Below are 15,974 nucleotides of genomic sequence, written 5' to 3'. Positions count from 1 at the left end.
GGGGCGGCCCCTTCGTCCGCGCCCGGGGCCCGGGCGGGCCCGTGACCGGGCTCCCCGCGGGCCGGGTTGTCGGTGGGCCGGGTGATGATAGGGGCTGTTTCGAGAGGCAGGACGGAAGGACACACCTGATGAGCTGGTGGCAGCAGCCACTGGTCGGCTTCGACCTGGAGACCACGGGCACCGACCCGGCCGTGGACCGCATCGTCACGGCCGCGCTCGTGGACACCGTCGGGGCCGCCCGGGTGGGCGCCGCGCACTGGCTGCTCGACCCCGGGGTGCCGATACCCGCCGAGGCGGCGGCGATCCACGGGATCGGGGACGAGGTGGCGCGGAGCAAGGGCAGGCCCGCGAAGGAGGCGGTGGAGGAGATAGCCGCCGCGCTGTGCGAGCGGATCGCCGCCGGGCGGCCGGTGGTGGCGTTCAACGCGCCGTTCGACCTGTCGCTGCTCGACGCCGAGCTGCGCCGGCACGGGCTGGCGACGCTCGCCGAGCGCCTGGGCAGGCCGGTCGGGCCGGTGCTGGACGCGCTGGTGATCGACCGGGCCGTGGACAAGTACCGCAAGGGCTCGCGCACCCTGCAGCGGGTCTGCGAGCTGTACGGGGTGGAGCTGACGGACGCCCACGAGGCGGGCAGCGACGCGCTCGCCGCCGTGCGGGTCGCCGTCGCGCTGGCCGGGCGCTACCCGGCCGAGGTGGGGGCGCTGGAGCCCGCCGAGCTGCACCGCCGGCAGATCGACTGGTACCGGCAGTGGGCCGAGGGCCTCCAGGCCTGGCTGCGCCGCGGCAAGGACCCGCAGGCGGTGGTCGACCCGCGCTGGCCCGCCCGGTGACGGCCGTGCGGCCCGCGCGCCCCGCGGACCTGCCCGGCTTCCTCGCCCTCGCCGCCGAGGTCGAGCACTGGTTCGGCCCGATGGTCGCCGAGCCGGGGTTCCACCGTGCGGTGCGCGGCAGCATCGACGGGGGCCTGGCGACCGTCGCCGAGGACGGCGAGGGGCTGCTCGGCGGCCTGCTGTTCGGCGCCGCGGGCCCGGGGCCGTACCACCTGCACTGGCTGGTGGTGGCCGGGCGCGCCCGGGGCACCGGTGTCGGCCGGGAGCTGGTCGAGGACGTGCTGCGCCGTCATGTCCGGGGCCCGGCCACCGTCGAGGTGGTGACCTTCGGCCCGGACCACCCGGGCGCGGTGGCGAGCGGCGCCCGGGTCTTCTACGAGCGGCTGGGTTTCACCCCGGCCGAGGCCGCCGCCCCGGGCCCGGAGGGCGGCTCCCGGCAGGTCTACCGGCTGCGCGTGCCCTGACGCGGCCCGGACGGCCGCGGTACGGGAGCCGTCCGCGGTACGGGGGCCGGGGAGGTGGGGGAGAACGGGGGGAACGCCCGGAGCGTTCCGGGCGGAGCCGAGGCCCCGACGGCCCTGGCCTACGCGGCCGGGAAGTCGAAGGTGTAGCCCTGGGCGACCAGCCAGGGCAGCAGCTGCTTGAGTGCGGCCACGGTCTGGCTGCGGTCGCCGCCGCCGTCGTGCATCAGGATCACGCCGCCGGGCCTGAGCTGCTTCTGCACGGCCGAGACGATGGCCGGCGTGCCCGGACGCGCCCAGTCGCGCGGGTCGACGGACCAGCCGAGGGAGGACATCCCGAGGCTCGCGGTGATGTGCTCGTTGTCGGCGTTGAAGCCGCCGCCCGGGGCGCGGAACCAGCCGACCCCGGTGCCGGGGCCGCCGGCCTGGACGATCATGTTCCGGGCGTCGGTGATCTCGGCCACGGCCTTGTCGTGCGGGAGCTTGGCGAACGGCTGCGGGTGGTGGACGCTGTGGTCGCAGAGCCGGTGCCCGGCGGCCAGGACGCGCTTGACCATGGCGGGGTTGGCGGCGGCGTTCTGGCCGATCTGGCAGAAGGTGGCCTTGACGTGGTACTGGGCCAGCAGGTCGAGGATCTGGCCGGTGGCCGGGCCGGGGCCGTCGTCGAAGGTGAGCGCCACGGTGCGGCCGCCGGAGGCGGTGGAGCCGATCACGGTGCCCGCGCCGGTGTGCGGGGGCGGCACGGCGGGCGAGGACGGCGCGGCGGTCGGGGTGACCGGTGGGGTCTGGGTGGCCGGAGCGGTGGGTGTGGTGGGCGTGGTGGGAGTGGTCGGCACGGTGGAGACGGGGGAGCCCGTGGCCGCGGTCGGCCTCGGCTTCGCCGGCACCGCCGGTGCGGGGGCGGCCGGTGCGGGGGCGGCCGGGGAGCCCGCGCCCGGTGGCACGGCGTCCGATCCGGGCGCCGGCGCGAGGGTGGTCGCCGCCGTCCCGCCCGGTTCGGTGGCGGCCGGCGTCTGCGTCCCGGACGGCGCCGCCGCGCTCGGCGGCCGGAGTGCCCCGCTGGCGGTCCCGCACGCGGCCAGCCCCAGGGCGGCGGCCACCGCGACGCAGCCCGCGAGCAGCCGGCGCCCGGATCGGGACGGTCGGGTCGGGGCGGAGGGGCGGCGGGCGGTCCGGTGCATGGCGGCGGCTCCTGAGGTGCGAGTGCGGTGCCGATCTCTCGGGTCAGGACGACTGTCCGACAGGACGCCGATCGTACGTTCCGCGGTTGCGGACCGGACCGACCCGCCGTAAGAGTCTTCTCACACTCGCCCCGCTGGCGGCCCCGCCGCTCCACGGGTAACGGGGAGGGCCGTCAGAAGGGGTACCAGCGCACCTCGGTGGCCCCGTCCCGCAGCGAGTCGACCCGGCGCCGGAACTCCTTCAGCGCGGCCGGGTTGCTGGCCGCCTGCTGCGCCACCCAGGAGGCGCTGGCGGTCTCCCGGGCGCCGCGCAGCACCGTGAAGCCGGGCCACTCGCGCACGTCCCAGCCGTACGCCCCGGTGAACGCGCGGTACTCCTCGACGGGCACGCCGTAGCGGTCCTGGCTGAGGGCGAGGACCACCAGGTCGTGCTCGCGCAGGTCGTTCGCCATGAACTCCAGGTCGAGCAGCACCGGCCCGTCCGGGCCGATGTGGAGGTTGCGCGGCAGCGCGTCGCCGTGGATCACCCCGGGGTGCAGCTGCGGGACGAGGTCGGGCAGGGCGGCCGCGAAGGCGTCCCGGCGGTGGCGCAGGAAGGCGACGTCCACCGGGTCCACGTGGCCCTCGGCGGAGGCCAGCCAGCGCTCGACCGGGGCCAGCAGGTCGCGCCGACCGAGGGTGAAGGGCGGCAGCGGCAGCTGGTGCAGGGCGTGCAGCAGCGGGGCGAGGTCGACCGGGCGGGCGGGCCGGACGGCGGGCGCGAGCCGGTGCCAGAAGGTGACCGGGTGGCCGTCGGCCAGCTGCGGCTCGGGCGCCACCGCGTCGTACGGGTGGACCACCGGGACGTCCTGGCCGGCCAGCCAGTGGGCCAGGGCCAGTTCGCGGTGGGCCCGGTCGTACAGCTCGGGGCCGCGGCCGACCTTGGCGACCACGGCCGGGTCGCCGAGGTCGAAGACGGCGTTCTCGCCGAGCGCGAGCAGCGTGGCCCCGTCGGGGGCGGCCAGCCCGGCCGACTCGCAGGCCCGGGCGAGCAGCAGCCGGGCGCGGCCCTCGTCGAAGGGGATCATGACTGGGTTTCCGTTCCGCCGACGTTCATCCGGGGAACCCCGGACGGTGATCATCATGACGCAAGGACGCCGGGCCCCGCGCGCTGCGGAGCCCGGCGTCGGGCGGGTCGGAGGGGGCTCGGACGGGTCTCGGAGGGGTCTCGGACGGGTCGGGGACGCCGGGGCTCCGGGGGTGCCGGGGGAGGCTCAGACCTCGGCCCGGCGGTGGCGCGCCCCCTGCGCCGGGGCGGCCGGCGGCCCGTGCGGGGCCCGGTCGGCGCCGGGCGGCGGGACGGACTCGCCGTGCGAGAGGTCCGGCAGCCAGTTCAGCCAGCGCGGCAGGTACCAGTTGCGCTCGCCGAGCAGGGTCATCACCGAGGGCAGCAGCACCGCGCGGATCACCGTGGCGTCGATCAGCACCGCGACCGCCAGGCCCACGCCCATCTGCTTCATCACCTGCATGGACAGCGAGCCGAAGACCGAGAACACCGCCACCATGATCACCGCGGCGCTGGTGACCACCCCGGCCGTGGAGCGGATGCCGTGGGCGATCGCGTCCCGGGTCGGCAGGCCGCGGTCGTGGCCCTCCTTGATCCGGGAGACCACGAAGACGTGGTAGTCCATCGAGAGCCCGAAGAGGATCACGAAGAGGAACAGCGGCACCCAGGACTCCACCGCGCCGACCCCGGCGGTGCCCAGCAGCGAGGCGCCCGTGCCGTGCTGGAACACCAGCGTCAGCACCCCGTACGCGGCGCCCACCGAGAGCAGGTTGAGCACCACGGCGGTGACGGCGACGACCGGGGAGCGGAACGAGGTGAGCATCAGCAGGAAGGCGAAGACCACCACGAAGCCGAGGACCAGCGGCATCGAGCCGGTCATCTTCCGGTTGAAGTCGTACGAGCCGGCGGTCTGGCCGGTGACCGGGGCCTCGGTGCCGGGCACCGCGAGCACGGTGGCGGGCACCAGGTCCTCGCGCAGGCTCCGCAGGGCTTCGTTGCTGGTGGCGTCGTTGCCGGTGCCGTTGAGCGGGATGTCGACGGTGGCCACGTTCTTGTCGGGGTGCACGGTGACCTCCACCGGGCCGTGCATCCGTCCGCCGGCCAGCGCCCTGGCCCTGAGCTCGGCGATCGCGGCGGTCATCGCGGGGGAGTCGATGTCGGCGGCCCTGATCACCACGGTGGCGGGGGCGGGGCTGCCCGGGAAGGCGGCCTCGATCTTCTGCGAGGCGGCGACCAGGGCGTTGCCCGCGGGCAGCTGCTGCTGGAAGGTCAGCTTGGCGGTGTGCATGGTGAGCAGCGGTGCGGCCACGGCCAGCAGGAAGGCGCCGGCGAGGACGGTGGCGGCCAGCGGGTGGCGCAGCACCGGGGTCAGCACCGCGTTCCAGAACCGTCCGCCGCTCCGGTCCCCGGCGGCCGGGCGGCGCGGCCGGGCGAGGAACGGCACCCGGCCCTTCTCGACCCGGTCGCCGAGCATCGACAGCAGTGCGGGCAGCACGGTGAGCGAGCCGAGCACGGCGGTGATCACGACCACGATGGTGGCGAAGGCCATCGCCTTGAAGGTGGCGATCCCGGTGAGGAACATGCCGGCCATGGCGACCACCACGGTGACGCCGGAGACCAGTACGGCCCGGCCGCTGGTGGCGGCGGCCACGGCCAGCGCGGTGGCGGCGTCGCGCCCGGCGGCCCGCTCCTCGCGCTCGCGGCGCAGGTAGAAGAGGCAGTAGTCGACGCCGACGGCGAGGCCGACCAGCAGCATCACCGAGGAGGCGTCGCCGCTGGTGTGCAGGAACCCGCTGCTGAGGGCGACCAGCCCGGCGGCGGCGACGAAGGCGGTGAGCGCGAGCACCACCGGCAGCACGGCGGCGACCAGCGCGCCGAAGGCGACCAGCAGGATGCCGAGGGCGAGCGGCACGGCCGTCCACTCGGCGCGGGCGAAGTCGTTCGTGAGCTGGTCCTGCATCCACTTGCCGGAGCTGGCGTCGCCGAGCTGGACCACGGTGAGGTCGGGGTGCTGCCGCTGCACGCCGGCCACCGCGTCCAGCACCGGCTGGACGTGGTCCGGCGCCTGCTCGCGGTCGCCCTTGAGCGTCAGCGTCACGAGCGCGGAGTGGCCGTCCGCGGAGACCGCCCGGGTGTCGTACGGCGAGCGGACCTCGGCGGCCTTTCCGGTGCCGTTCACCGCGGCGACCACCTGGCCGACGGCGGCGCGGAACTCCGGGTCGTCGGCGCTGCGGGTGGTGCTCTGGACCAGGACGGTCTCACCCGCCGGGCTCTGCAGCCCGGCCTCGTCGAGGATCCGCGCGGCCCGGGAGACCTGTCCGGGGATCGACTCGGCCTCGGTCACCTTGGTGCTGCCGTGCGCGGTGCCGAGCGCGGCGGCCAGGACGACGAAGAGCAGCCAGCCGAACACGGCGGTCTTGCGGTGCCGGGCGCTCCAGGCGCCCATGGCGGCCGCCGGGCCGAGTCTGGACTTCACGGGCTTCACGGTGGGTCTTCCCCCCTGGGAGAGCGGCGGTGGTCGCCGGACGGGAGCGGCGGCGGCCCTGGGTCGGGGGAGCCGCCGGTCGCGGTGCGCCGGCTGCGGTCCGGCGTCCCGATCGACAGTAGGGAAGCGGGGGTTGACGGGTAATCCGGCTGGCGGGTGGCCCTCTCCTGGTGTTGTCCTCGGGGCCTGGGTGGGGTTTTCCCTACCCCCGGACCCCTAGACCTCCTCCTGGGGGGTAGGGGGTGCGCCTCCACCCTGAGGGGGAGATGGATCCACCCGGAGCACGAGGTCACGAGGGCTGTGGGCGGGGGAAACTGGGCGGGGCCGCTTCGGGGCGGCCTACGGGGGTTGAAGCACACGGGGGCTCCTTGCCGGGCGGCAAGCAAGTGCTCGTAGGATGATGCCCCAGATCCACTTACCTGCCGACCGGCAAGGGAGTGCCCGCCGGGCATTCCCCGAGCCGGTCCTGCCGTCGCCCAGCGTCCCGTCCCCCAAGGGCTGCGGTGAACCATGCCCAGGAGGCATCACGAGCATGTTCCACCGACTAGGACAATTCGTCGTTCGCCGTGCGTGGTGGGTGATCGCCGCATGGGTCGTCGCGATGGTCGCCATCGTCGCGACGGCGCCGAAGATCACCGCACAGACGGACGAGGCGTCGTTCCTCCCCAAGCACTACGAGTCGATCCAGGCCGCCGCGCTCCAGGAACAGGCGTTCCCGGCCAGCTTCACGCCGTCCGCGCTGGCACTCTTCGAGCGCAACGACGGCGGTGCGCTGAACGAGGGCGACAAGGCCGCGATGGCCAAGATCGTCCAGGGCCTCACGGACAAGAAGATCGAGGCGGTCGAGAAGATCATCCCGGTCGGCGAGCAGACCACGTCCAAGGACGGCAAGTACGCGCTCGCGCCGATAGCCATCGACAAGACCAAGCAGCAGGACCCCAAGGCGTTCGGCGACGTCGCCAAGCACCTCCGTGAGGAGGGCAAGGCACTCAGCGCGGGGACCGACGTCAAGTTCCAGCTCGGTGGCGCCGCCGCCCAGTCGCTGGACCAGCAGGACGCCTCCGGCTCGGCCGACGCCCTCATCGGACTGGCGACGATCGTCCTGGTCGCGATCATCGTCGGGATCATCTTCCGCAGCATCCTGGCCGGCCTGCTGCCGCTCCTGGTCTCGCTCGTGGTCGCCATGCCGACCTCCAACGGCCTGATCAACTACGCCACCAAGGCCTTCGGCCTCGAAACCACCCCGATACTCTCGGCGATCCTGATCGTCGTCGTGCTCGGCGTCGGCACCGACTACTTCCTCTTCCTGGCGTTCCGCTACCGCGAGCGGCTGCGGGCCGGTGACGACCGCAAGGAGGCCGTGGCCAACGCGGTCGGGCGGGTCGGCGAGGCGATCGCCTCCGCCGCCGGCGCGGTCACCGTCGCCTTCGCCGTGCTGATCCTCTCCAGCCTGGGCATGTTCAAGGCCCTCGGCCCCGCCCTGGCCATCGCCGTCGTGGTCACCGCCTTCGCCTCGCTCACCCTGGCCCCGGCCCTGCTCGCGGTCATCCCGGCCCGTGCCGTGTTCTGGCCGGGCAAGAAGTGGATGCGGGAGCCGAACGACGCTCGCTTCGCCGCGCTCGGCCGGATGATGCAGAAGCGCCCGGCGGTGGTCGCGCTCGCCTCCGGCGGCGTCCTGCTGGCGCTGTCCGTCGGCGCCCTGGGCTACAACGGCACCTTCGACCTCGCGGGCAGTTCCATGCCGAAGGAGAAGGAGTCGATGGTCGTTCAGGACAAGATGATCAACGGCTTCTCCGCCGGTGCGGCCGACCCGACCCACGTCTTCCTCACCAGCACCAGCGGCGCCAAGCTCGACCCGGGCGCGTTCGACTCCTACGCCGCCAAGCTCGGCGAGGTCTCCGGAGTGGCCCAGGCCGCGCCGAAGCCCCAGCTCAGCGCGGACGGCGTGACGGCCGACTTCACCGTCATGCTGAAGGACAAGCCGGACAGCAACGAGGCGATCGCGACCCTCACCCGGCTCCGGGAGGCCGCGCACGGCCAGGTACCGGCCGGCACCGAGGCGAAGGTCGGCGGCCTGACCGCCATCTACAAGGACATCAACCTCGCGATGACCCACGACTACAAGCTGGTCTTCCCGATCGCGGGTCTGCTGATCCTGCTCATCCTCGGCCTGCAACTGCGCAGCGTCGTCGCCCCCTGGTACCTGATGGCCTCGGTCGGCCTGGGCTTCACCGCCACCCTCGGCGCCACCACGCTGCTCTTCCAGAACCTCGGCGGCGAGGCCGGCCTGATGTTCATGCTGCCGATCCTCATCTACCTCTTCGTGGTGGCGATCGGCACCGACTACAACATCCTGATCATCGCCCGCCTCCGCGAGGAGGCCCGCGAGGGCCGCAACCCGCGTGAGGCCGCGCGCGAGGCGCTGCGCCACGGCGGCCCGACCGTCGCGGCGGCCGGCTTCATCCTGGCGGCGTCCTTCGCGACCTTCATGCTCGCGGGCAACATCTTCATGCTGGAGTTCGGCTTCGCGATGGCCTTCGGCATCATCCTGGCCGCCTTCGTGATGGCGATGTTCTTCACCCCGGCGCTCACCGCGCTGATCGGCAACAAGGCGTGGTGGCCCGGCCACGGCGCCGACCCCGGCCACGGTCACGGCCACGGCGAGGGCCCGGCCCCGCTGCCCGGCGCGCACGGCATGCCGGAGCCGGCCGGCCGGCGCTGACCCGACCGGTCGGCCCTGGTCCGACCGGGTCCGCGAGGACAGGCGGCGTCCCGCTTCGGCGGGGCGCCGCTGCCCCTTTGCCGGAGCCGCCAAACGTGATCTCCGAGGCGGAAAATCCCCGGTCACGCCCGGTTCCACCGTGCTACAGTCGATGCAGTTGCAGTTTTGGTTCCCATGAACGTGGTGTGCGCCTGCTGGTTCCAACCGACAGGCGCATTTGTTTTGTCCGGTGTTTCAGTCTCCGGATGGGGATCGCGGCTACTTGGGGATCCACGAGGTGTGGGTCCCTGATGCCCCAGTTAGAGGAGACGGTTATGGCTACCGGCACCGTGAAGTGGTTCAACAGCGAAAAGGGCTTCGGCTTCATCGAGCAGGATGGCGGCGGCGCCGACGTGTTCGCCCACTACTCGAACATCCAGGCTCAGGGCTTCCGTGAGCTGTTCGAGGGCCAGAAGGTCGAGTTCGACGTCACCCAGGGCCAGAAGGGCCCGCAGGCCGAGAACATCCAGATCATCGGCTGACGTCAGCTCCACGCTGACTCGCGATCATCGCGAAGCGGGGGCCCGCACCGCACGGTGCGGGCCCCCGCTCATGCCGCCGTACGGCCGGGGCGGCACACGCAAATCCTCCGACGGCCGACCAGCCCGCAGCCCGGGCTGCCGACCGACCGACGGAGCTCCCGTGACCACCCCTGCCCGCCCGCCGCGCGACCGCGGCCCCCGCACCACCGACCAGGCCCGCCGCACCGCCGGCGGCGACCGCCCGCGCAAGCCGCGCAACCGCGGCGGCGCCCCCAAGCAGGGCCGCCCCGCCGCCGTGCCCGAGGCCACCGAGTTCACCGTGGTCCAGGGCACCCCGCCCCGGCCCCCGGCGGCCTCCTTCGCCGAGCTGGAACTGCCCAGGGCGATCCTCTCCGCGCTCACCCGCCAGGGCGTCACCGAGCCCTTCCCGATCCAGGCCGCCACGCTGCCCGACTCGATCGCCGGGCGCGACGTGCTCGGCCGCGGCCGCACCGGCTCCGGCAAGACCCTGGCCTTCGGCCTGCCGCTGCTCGCCCGCACCGCCGGGCGCCGTGCCGACGCCCGGCACCCGCTGGCGCTCGTGCTGGTGCCCACCCGCGAGCTGGCGCAGCAGGTCACCGAGGCGCTCACCCCGTACGCCACCGCCGTCAACCTGCGGATCACCACCGTCGTCGGCGGCATGTCGATCAACCGGCAGGCCAACGCGGTGCGCCGCGGCACCGAGGTGCTGGTGGCCACCCCGGGCCGGCTGGACGACCTGATCGGGCGCGGTGACGTCAATCTCTCCGACGTCGCGATCACGGTCCTCGACGAGGCCGACCAGATGGCCGACATGGGCTTCCTGCCGCAGGTCAGCAAGCTGCTGGAGCAGGTCGCCGAGGGCGGGCAGCGGATGCTGTTCTCCGCCACCCTGGACCGCAACGTCGACCGGCTGGTCAAGCGCTTCCTCGCCGACCCGGTGACCCACTCGGTCGACCCCTCGGCCGGCGCGGTCAGCACCATGGACCACCACGTCCTCCAGCTGGAGCAGACCGACAAGGTCTCCGCCACCGCGCACATCGCCTCCCGCGACGGCCGCGTGATCATGTTCGTGCACACCAAGCACGGCGCCGACCGGCTGGCCAAGCAACTGCTCGCCAACGGCGTGAAGGCCGCCGCCCTGCACGGCGGCAAGTCCCAGCCGCAGCGCAACCGGGTCCTGGACCAGTTCCGGGACGGCCACGTCACCGCGCTGATCGCCACCAACGTCGCCGCCCGCGGCATCCACATCGACGGCCTGGACCTGGTCGTCAACGTGGACCCGCCGGTCGACCACAAGGACTACCTGCACCGCGGCGGCCGCACCGCCCGGGCCGGCGAGTCCGGGACGGTCGTCACCCTGGTGCTGCCCGAGCAGCGCCGCGAGGTCAACCGGCTGATGACGGTCGCCGGCATCCGCCCGACCGTCACCAAGATCCGCCCGGGCGACGCCGACCTGGCCCGGATCACCGGCGCCCGCACGCCCAGCGGCGTCGCGGTGACGCTGGCCGTACCGGTCGTCGCGGCCCAGGCCGGGGCCGGCGCCTCGGCCAAGGACGGCGCCGACAAGCCCGCCGGGGCCAAGTCCGGTGCCCCGCGCCGCCGGTCCGGCAAGCGCTCCGCGCTGCCCGCCGACGTCGACATGAACGGCAACCCGCGCCGCCCCCGCCCCAAGCAGCGCATGGGCGCCGCCGCCCAGGGCGACCGCCCGCAGGCGGCCGGCTTCATCGGCCGCTCCTCGGGCCGCGCCAAGCCCGGCAGCGGCTCCAAGTCCGGCTCCAACTACGGCACCGGCCGCCAGCGCCGCAAGACGGACTGACGCCCTTCCGTTCCGACGACGGCCCGGTTCCCCCGGCAGGGGGAGCCGGGCCGTGCGCTGTCCGGCCGGCCCGGCGGCCCGCCCGTGACGTCCCCGCTTCCGCGGCCCGGCCCCTCGACGGCCCGGCCGTGTGGACCCGGCGAAACTGCCGCCCGGGACAACGTCCCTGCCCAGCCCCACCGCACCCGGCAGCTGCCGGTGACCTGCCGGTTGACGGCCGACCGCGCACCCCCGAGTCTTTCACGCGGCCCACACATCCGACGCACCGTCACCGACGGGGCGTGGACGGTGAGTCGACGTGATTCCCCGATTCGGAAGGACGACCCTCCCATGCGCCGAACCTCCGCCCTGCTGACCACCGCCCTGCTCGCCGGGGCCGCCGCCGTGGTGGCACCGGCCACCGCCGCCCAGGCCGCCCCCGCCTGCGCCGCCTACACCTCCGCCTGGAACGCCATCGGCAGCTGTAGCGGCCTCGACCCGATGCAGACCTGGACCGTGACCGCCAACTGCCTCTACTGGAACTCCACCCACACCGTGCAGTTCTCCCGCCCCGCCATCGGAGGCCTGGGGATGGGCGACGGCACCGTGTCCGCCTCCTGCATGATCGGCGACTCCGTGATGTTCCCGCGCGTCGTCCTCGGCGCCGCGCCGCCGGCCGGCCCGACCGGCCAGATCACCGGCTACGTCAACAAGTGCGTCGACGTGCGGGGCGCCAACCTCGGCAACGGCACCGCCGTCCAGATCTACGACTGCAACGGCTCGGTCGCGCAGAAGTGGCGGATCGGCGTCGACGGCACGATCCGCGTGCTCGGCAAGTGCCTGGACGTGTCGGGCGGCAACACCGGCAACGGCACCAAGGTGCAGATCTGGGACTGCAACGGCAGCGGCGCCCAGCAGTGGCAGGCCCGGGCCGACGGCTCGCTGCTCAACCCGCAGTCCGGCCGCTGCCTGGACGACCTCGGCTTCGCCACCGAGAACGGCAACCAGCTCGGCATCTGGGACTGCAACGGCGCCGCCAACCAGAAGTGGAACCTCCCAGTCTGATCGCCGTCCCCGGTCCGCCGCTCCCGGTCCGCCGCCCCTGCGCCGTGCGGGGGCGGCGGACCGCTGTCCGCGCTACACCGGGGCCGGGGCCACCGTCGTTGCCGTTGCCGTTGCCGTTGCCGTTTCCGGGGCCGGCGCCAGCGCGCGCAGCCGCTCCTCGGTGCCGGCGTCGCGCGGCGACATCACGATCAGCTGCAGGCCCTCGGCGGCCAGCAGCACGTGCTGGTCGATCCGCAGCACGCCCACCCGCTCGTGCCGGATCACCTTCTCGGTGCCGGAGCGCTCCGCGACCTGGTGCTCGTCCAGCCAGCGGTCCGCCTCCGGGTACTCGCCGCGGACCTGCCGGATCATCCGGGCCAGCCGGCGCCCCACGGCCGTCGCCTCGCCGCCGCGCTCGGCATAGGCGGAGCGCAGCTGGGCCAGGAAGCGCCGGGCGTGCTCCTCCCAGTGCTCCACCCGGGCCCGGTGCACCGGGTTGCCGAACACCACCCAGGCCAGGTTGCACTCCTGCGGCGGGCGGCCGGTCAGGCCGAACAGCGCGTCCGCGCCCGGGTTCCAGGCCCGGATGTCCCAGTTGGCGTCCATCACGAAGGACGGCGCCGGCCACTGCGCGCGCATCAGCCGCAGCAGCGGGGCCGGCACGTCCCCGGGCGCGGCCACCTCGCCGTCCAGCGGATGCCCGCCGGCCAGCCGGAACAGGTACGCCGTCTCCGCCCGGTCCAGCCGCAGCGTACGGGCGAGGCTCGCCAGCACCTCCGGCGACGGGTGGATGTCCCGCCCCTGCTCCAGCCACGTGTACCAGGTCACCCCCACCCCGGCGAGCAGCGCCAGCTCCTCGCGGCGCAGCCCCGGGGTGCGCCGCCGAACCCCGGGCGCCAGCCCGACGTCCTGCGGCGTCAGCCGCGCGCGACGACTGCGCAGAAAGCTCGACAGTGCCGAGCGGCGCTCCCCGGTGTCGGCCACGTCCCTCACGTCCACCCCGTCCACCCCGTCCCCCGTTCTTCCCGGTAGTCCGACTACCAGTATTCCCACGCACTGCTGCGGGCCGGCCGATCGGGAGAGGCTTGACCGCGTCAACGGACCGCACATGCGAGGGAACGCCGATGAGCCACCGTCAGAACCGTACTGCCCGCCGGGCCCTGGCCGCCGTCGCCGCCGCGGCCGCCCTCCTCGGCACGGCCGGGGCGCTGCCCGCCGCGGCCGCCGCCTGCCCGGCACCCGCCGTGATCCAGGGCCGCGCGCCCGGCCTCGTCCCCGAGTCGGGCGACTGGGACGCCGCCCACCACCGCTTCCTGCTCGGCTCGCTGCGGCACGGCACCGTCTCCGCCGTCGGCACCGACGCCGGCGTGCGCACCCTGGTGGACGACCCCGGCACCCTGATCGAGACCGCCGGCCTGCGGATCGACCCGGTCCACCGCCGCGTCCTGGTCACCAACCTCGACAACGGCATCGGCGAGCGCAGCACCCCCGCCACCCTGGGCAAGGTCGCCGGGATCGGCGCCTACGACCTGGACACCGGCCGACGCCTCTTCTACACCGACCTCGCGGCGGTCGCCGCCGACGGCGCCGACCACCTGGCCAACGACATCGCGATCGGCCCCGACGGCACCGCGTACGTCACCGACTCCTTCGCCCCCGTCGTCTACCGGGTCGCCCCGGACGGCAGCGCCGCCGTCCTGCTGCGCGACCCGCGACTGGCCCCCGCCCCCGGCGCGTACGGCCTCAACGGCATCGTCCACCGGGACGGCCGGCTGATCCTCGGCAAGTGGGACGACGGCACCCTGTGGCAGGTCCCGCTGGGGAACCCGGCCGCGCTGCGGCGCGTCGAGGTGGCCGGCGGGCAGGCGCTGCTCCACCTGGACGGCCTGCTCGGCCGCCCGGACGGCTCGATCGCGGGCGTCACCAACGCCTTCTTCGGCGCGGGACGGGACGCCGAGGTCGAGTTGCGCTCCGAGGACCACTGGCGCACCGCCCGCCTCACCGCCGTCCGCCCCTCGGCCGACCCCACCCCCACCGCGGTGGTCGGCGGCCCGGCCGGCAGCCTCTACCGGCTCGCCGGCGGCCTCGCCGAGGCCAACGCCGGGCACCCGACGGACACCTTCACCCTGCGCCGGGTGTGACCCGGGTGCCGGCGGCCGCGACGGCGTGCGGCCCGTGCGGCGCGCGCCGTCACTGCTCCCGGCCGCCGTCACTCGCCCGAGTGACGGCGGCTTGAGCCGTGCAATGCGTTTGCAACACGCTGCTGCTCGTGCATAGTGAGATCTACTGGACCGAGCGCTCCGAGGAGCACATCGCCAGGCACGGAGTGGATCCGGAGGAGGTCGAGGACGTCGTGTTCTGCCGCCCTCACTGGTTCTCGGGCGGCCGTCAGGGGACGACCCTGTGCCACGGCGTGACGCGGTCCGTGCGGTACCTGTTGGTGGTGTTGGCGCGGAGCGCGGCGGTGCCGTCGGCGTGGTACTGCGCCACGGCCCGCGACATGACAGCCGCCGAGAGGCGCTTGTTCCTCAAACGGACGAGTTGAAGGTGACGGATGACTGACAACGGTGCGGACCTCGAAGCGATCGCCGAGTACTACGAGACGCACGAGCTGAGCGAGGACGAGATCATGAGTGCCGAGCCGGGAGAGCCGGTGGCGGCCGAGTCGGTGATGATCACCACCTCGCTGCGGCTGCCCAAACCGGTGATGGACGAGGTTCGGCGCCGTGCGCGGGAGCGGGGGCTGAAGCCGACGGCGATCATGCGGGAGTGGATCGAGGCCGCCATCGCCGACGTCGACGAGCCGGTGCCGCTCAGCGTGATCACCGCCGCGGTCGCCGAGTACCAGCACCGCAAGGCCTCGTGAGGCTCAGGCGGTGAGGGCCGGGGCCGCCGCTTCGGCGGCCCGCAGGGCCTCGTCGTGGCGCTGCAGGAGGAGGGCCGCCACCTCGGGGGACGGGCCGAGGACCGGGGCCAGCACATCCGCCCCGGCCTCCTCGGCGGCGGCCGCGATGCGGTCGGGGAGCAGGCCCGGAGCCAGCAGGTAGGGGGCGACGGCGGTGTGCTCGGAGCCCGCGGCGCGCAGGGCGGCGAGGGCGTCGGGGACACGCGGGCCCGCGGCGGAGGCGTACGCGACCTCGACGGCGGCCCAGCCCCGGGTGCGGCGCCACTCGGCGGCGACCGCGCGGGTCGCGGCGTCGGCGGCCGGGTCCGAGGAGCCGGCCGCCGCCAGCACGACGCCGGTACGGGCCCGGACGGCGGGCGAGCCGAGCGCCGGAGCGGCCTCGGCGAGGCGGCGGTCCAGGGCGGCGAGCAGCAGGGGCGAGGGGCCCAGCACGTCCGCGACCGGCAGCCGGGAGCCGGCGGCGCGCAGCGCGGCCGGGATGTCGTGCTTGGCGTGGAACGCCCGGTTGAGCAGCAGCGGCACCGCCACCGCGTCCGCCAGCCGCCCGACCACCTGCGGGATCCGCGGCGCGCAGTGGTCCAGATAGGCGGTGGCGACCTCGATGCCGGCCCGCTGCGCCCGCACCTCCTCCACGAGCGCGGCCACCGTCGCGGCGTGGCGCGGGTCGCGGCTGCCGTGGGCGATCAGGAGGAGGGCGGGCATCAGCGGTGCCTCACTTGCTCGTGGTGAGGAGGCCGCGGTTGCGCAGGACGCGGCGTTCGACGGGGGTGAAGACGAGGAGTTCGATGGCGATGCCGACGAAGAGGATGAGGATGATGCCGAGGAGGACGCCGGACATGTCGGAGAATTCGCGCTGGTCCTCCAGGAACCGGCCGAGGCCGCGGCCGAGGTCGGGGGAGGAGGCGACGAGTTCGGCGGCCATCAGGGAGCGCCAGGAGAAGGCCCAGCCCTGTTTGAGGCCGGC

The 15,974-nt window shown here is 74.4% G+C and carries 13 protein-coding genes and 1 pseudogene; 8 read left to right on the top strand and 6 right to left on the bottom strand.

Annotated features, from left to right (window positions below; genetic code table 11):
• The first annotated feature begins 128 nt into the window (after positions 1–128).
• Together ACWGKU_RS16045 and ACWGKU_RS16040 are read left to right on the top strand one after the other, a co-directional pair.
• Positions 129–830, top strand: coding sequence for an exonuclease domain-containing protein (locus ACWGKU_RS16045; RefSeq protein ID WP_452178616.1), 702 nt, complete (start codon positions 129–131; stop codon positions 828–830).
• Complete coding sequence (locus tag ACWGKU_RS16040; protein ID WP_380355251.1) at positions 827–1,294, top strand: GNAT family N-acetyltransferase; 468 nt, start codon at positions 827–829, stop codon at positions 1,292–1,294. The genes ACWGKU_RS16045 and ACWGKU_RS16040 overlap by 4 nt, the downstream gene beginning before the upstream one ends.
• Positions 1,295–1,413: 119 nt before the next feature.
• On the opposite strand, the gene ACWGKU_RS16035 is transcribed toward ACWGKU_RS16040, so the two are convergent.
• The 3 genes from ACWGKU_RS16035 to ACWGKU_RS16025 all read right to left on the bottom strand — a co-directional run bounded on the left by ACWGKU_RS16035 (position 1,414) and on the right by ACWGKU_RS16025 (position 5,963).
• Positions 1,414–2,472, bottom strand: coding sequence for a polysaccharide deacetylase family protein (locus tag ACWGKU_RS16035; RefSeq protein WP_452178615.1), 1,059 nt, complete (start codon positions 2,470–2,472; stop codon positions 1,414–1,416).
• 173 nt (positions 2,473–2,645) lie between these two features.
• Positions 2,646–3,539, bottom strand: coding sequence for a phosphotransferase enzyme family protein (locus ACWGKU_RS16030; protein ID WP_452178614.1), 894 nt, complete (start codon positions 3,537–3,539; stop codon positions 2,646–2,648).
• A gap of 186 nt (positions 3,540–3,725) precedes the next feature.
• Positions 3,726–5,963 carry an MMPL family transporter gene (locus ACWGKU_RS16025; protein ID WP_452178637.1) on the bottom strand — a complete coding sequence of 746 codons (2,238 nt, stop codon included), beginning with the start codon at positions 5,961–5,963 and terminating at the stop codon, positions 3,726–3,728.
• A gap of 571 nt (positions 5,964–6,534) precedes the next feature.
• Between ACWGKU_RS16025 and ACWGKU_RS16020 the strand changes: the two genes are divergently transcribed.
• From ACWGKU_RS16020 to ACWGKU_RS16005, 4 genes are all read left to right on the top strand, one after another.
• Positions 6,535–8,724, top strand: coding sequence for an MMPL family transporter (locus ACWGKU_RS16020; protein WP_401054892.1), 2,190 nt, complete (start codon positions 6,535–6,537; stop codon positions 8,722–8,724).
• Between the two features lie 314 nt (positions 8,725–9,038).
• On the top strand, positions 9,039–9,245 hold the full coding sequence (locus ACWGKU_RS16015; protein WP_030060364.1) for a cold-shock protein: 207 nt from the start codon (positions 9,039–9,041) through the stop codon (positions 9,243–9,245).
• A gap of 70 nt (positions 9,246–9,315) precedes the next feature.
• Complete coding sequence (locus tag ACWGKU_RS16010) at positions 9,316–11,082, top strand: DEAD/DEAH box helicase (RefSeq protein ID WP_401054274.1); 1,767 nt, start codon at positions 9,316–9,318, stop codon at positions 11,080–11,082.
• 330 nt (positions 11,083–11,412) lie between these two features.
• Positions 11,413–12,126 (top strand): ricin-type beta-trefoil lectin domain protein, encoded by a 714-nt coding sequence (locus ACWGKU_RS16005; RefSeq protein WP_452178612.1) that lies wholly within the window; start codon positions 11,413–11,415, stop codon positions 12,124–12,126.
• Positions 12,127–12,198: 72 nt separating this feature from the next.
• Here the strand turns inward: ACWGKU_RS16005 and ACWGKU_RS16000 are convergent, their stop codons facing one another.
• The gene (locus tag ACWGKU_RS16000) at positions 12,199–13,104 is read right to left on the bottom strand and encodes a helix-turn-helix transcriptional regulator (RefSeq protein ID WP_452178611.1); all 906 of its coding nucleotides are present in this window, start codon (positions 13,102–13,104) and stop codon (positions 12,199–12,201) included.
• Positions 13,105–13,229: 125 nt separating this feature from the next.
• On the opposite strand from ACWGKU_RS16000, the gene ACWGKU_RS15995 reads away from it, so the two are divergent.
• Positions 13,230–14,246: a hypothetical protein gene (locus ACWGKU_RS15995; RefSeq protein ID WP_452178610.1), complete on the top strand. Its 1,017-nt coding sequence runs from the start codon at positions 13,230–13,232 to the stop codon at positions 14,244–14,246.
• 413 nt (positions 14,247–14,659) lie between these two features.
• Positions 14,660–14,971, top strand: a complete 312-nt coding sequence (locus ACWGKU_RS15990) for a hypothetical protein (RefSeq protein ID WP_387693326.1) — start codon at positions 14,660–14,662, stop codon at positions 14,969–14,971.
• 3 nt (positions 14,972–14,974) lie between these two features.
• On the opposite strand, the gene ACWGKU_RS15985 is transcribed toward ACWGKU_RS15990, so the two are convergent.
• Both ACWGKU_RS15985 and ACWGKU_RS15980 read right to left on the bottom strand, forming a co-directional pair.
• The gene (locus ACWGKU_RS15985) at positions 14,975–15,712 is read right to left on the bottom strand and encodes a sirohydrochlorin chelatase (protein WP_401048597.1); all 738 of its coding nucleotides are present in this window, start codon (positions 15,710–15,712) and stop codon (positions 14,975–14,977) included.
• 10 nt (positions 15,713–15,722) lie between these two features.
• Positions 15,723–15,974, bottom strand: a pseudogene (locus ACWGKU_RS15980) (ABC transporter permease); the annotation flags it as partial.

The sequence above is a fragment of the Kitasatospora sp. NPDC054768 genome, assembly GCF_053612025.1.
Note: the sequence above shows the minus strand (reverse complement) of the source record. Positions and strands in the feature narration are given on the sequence as shown.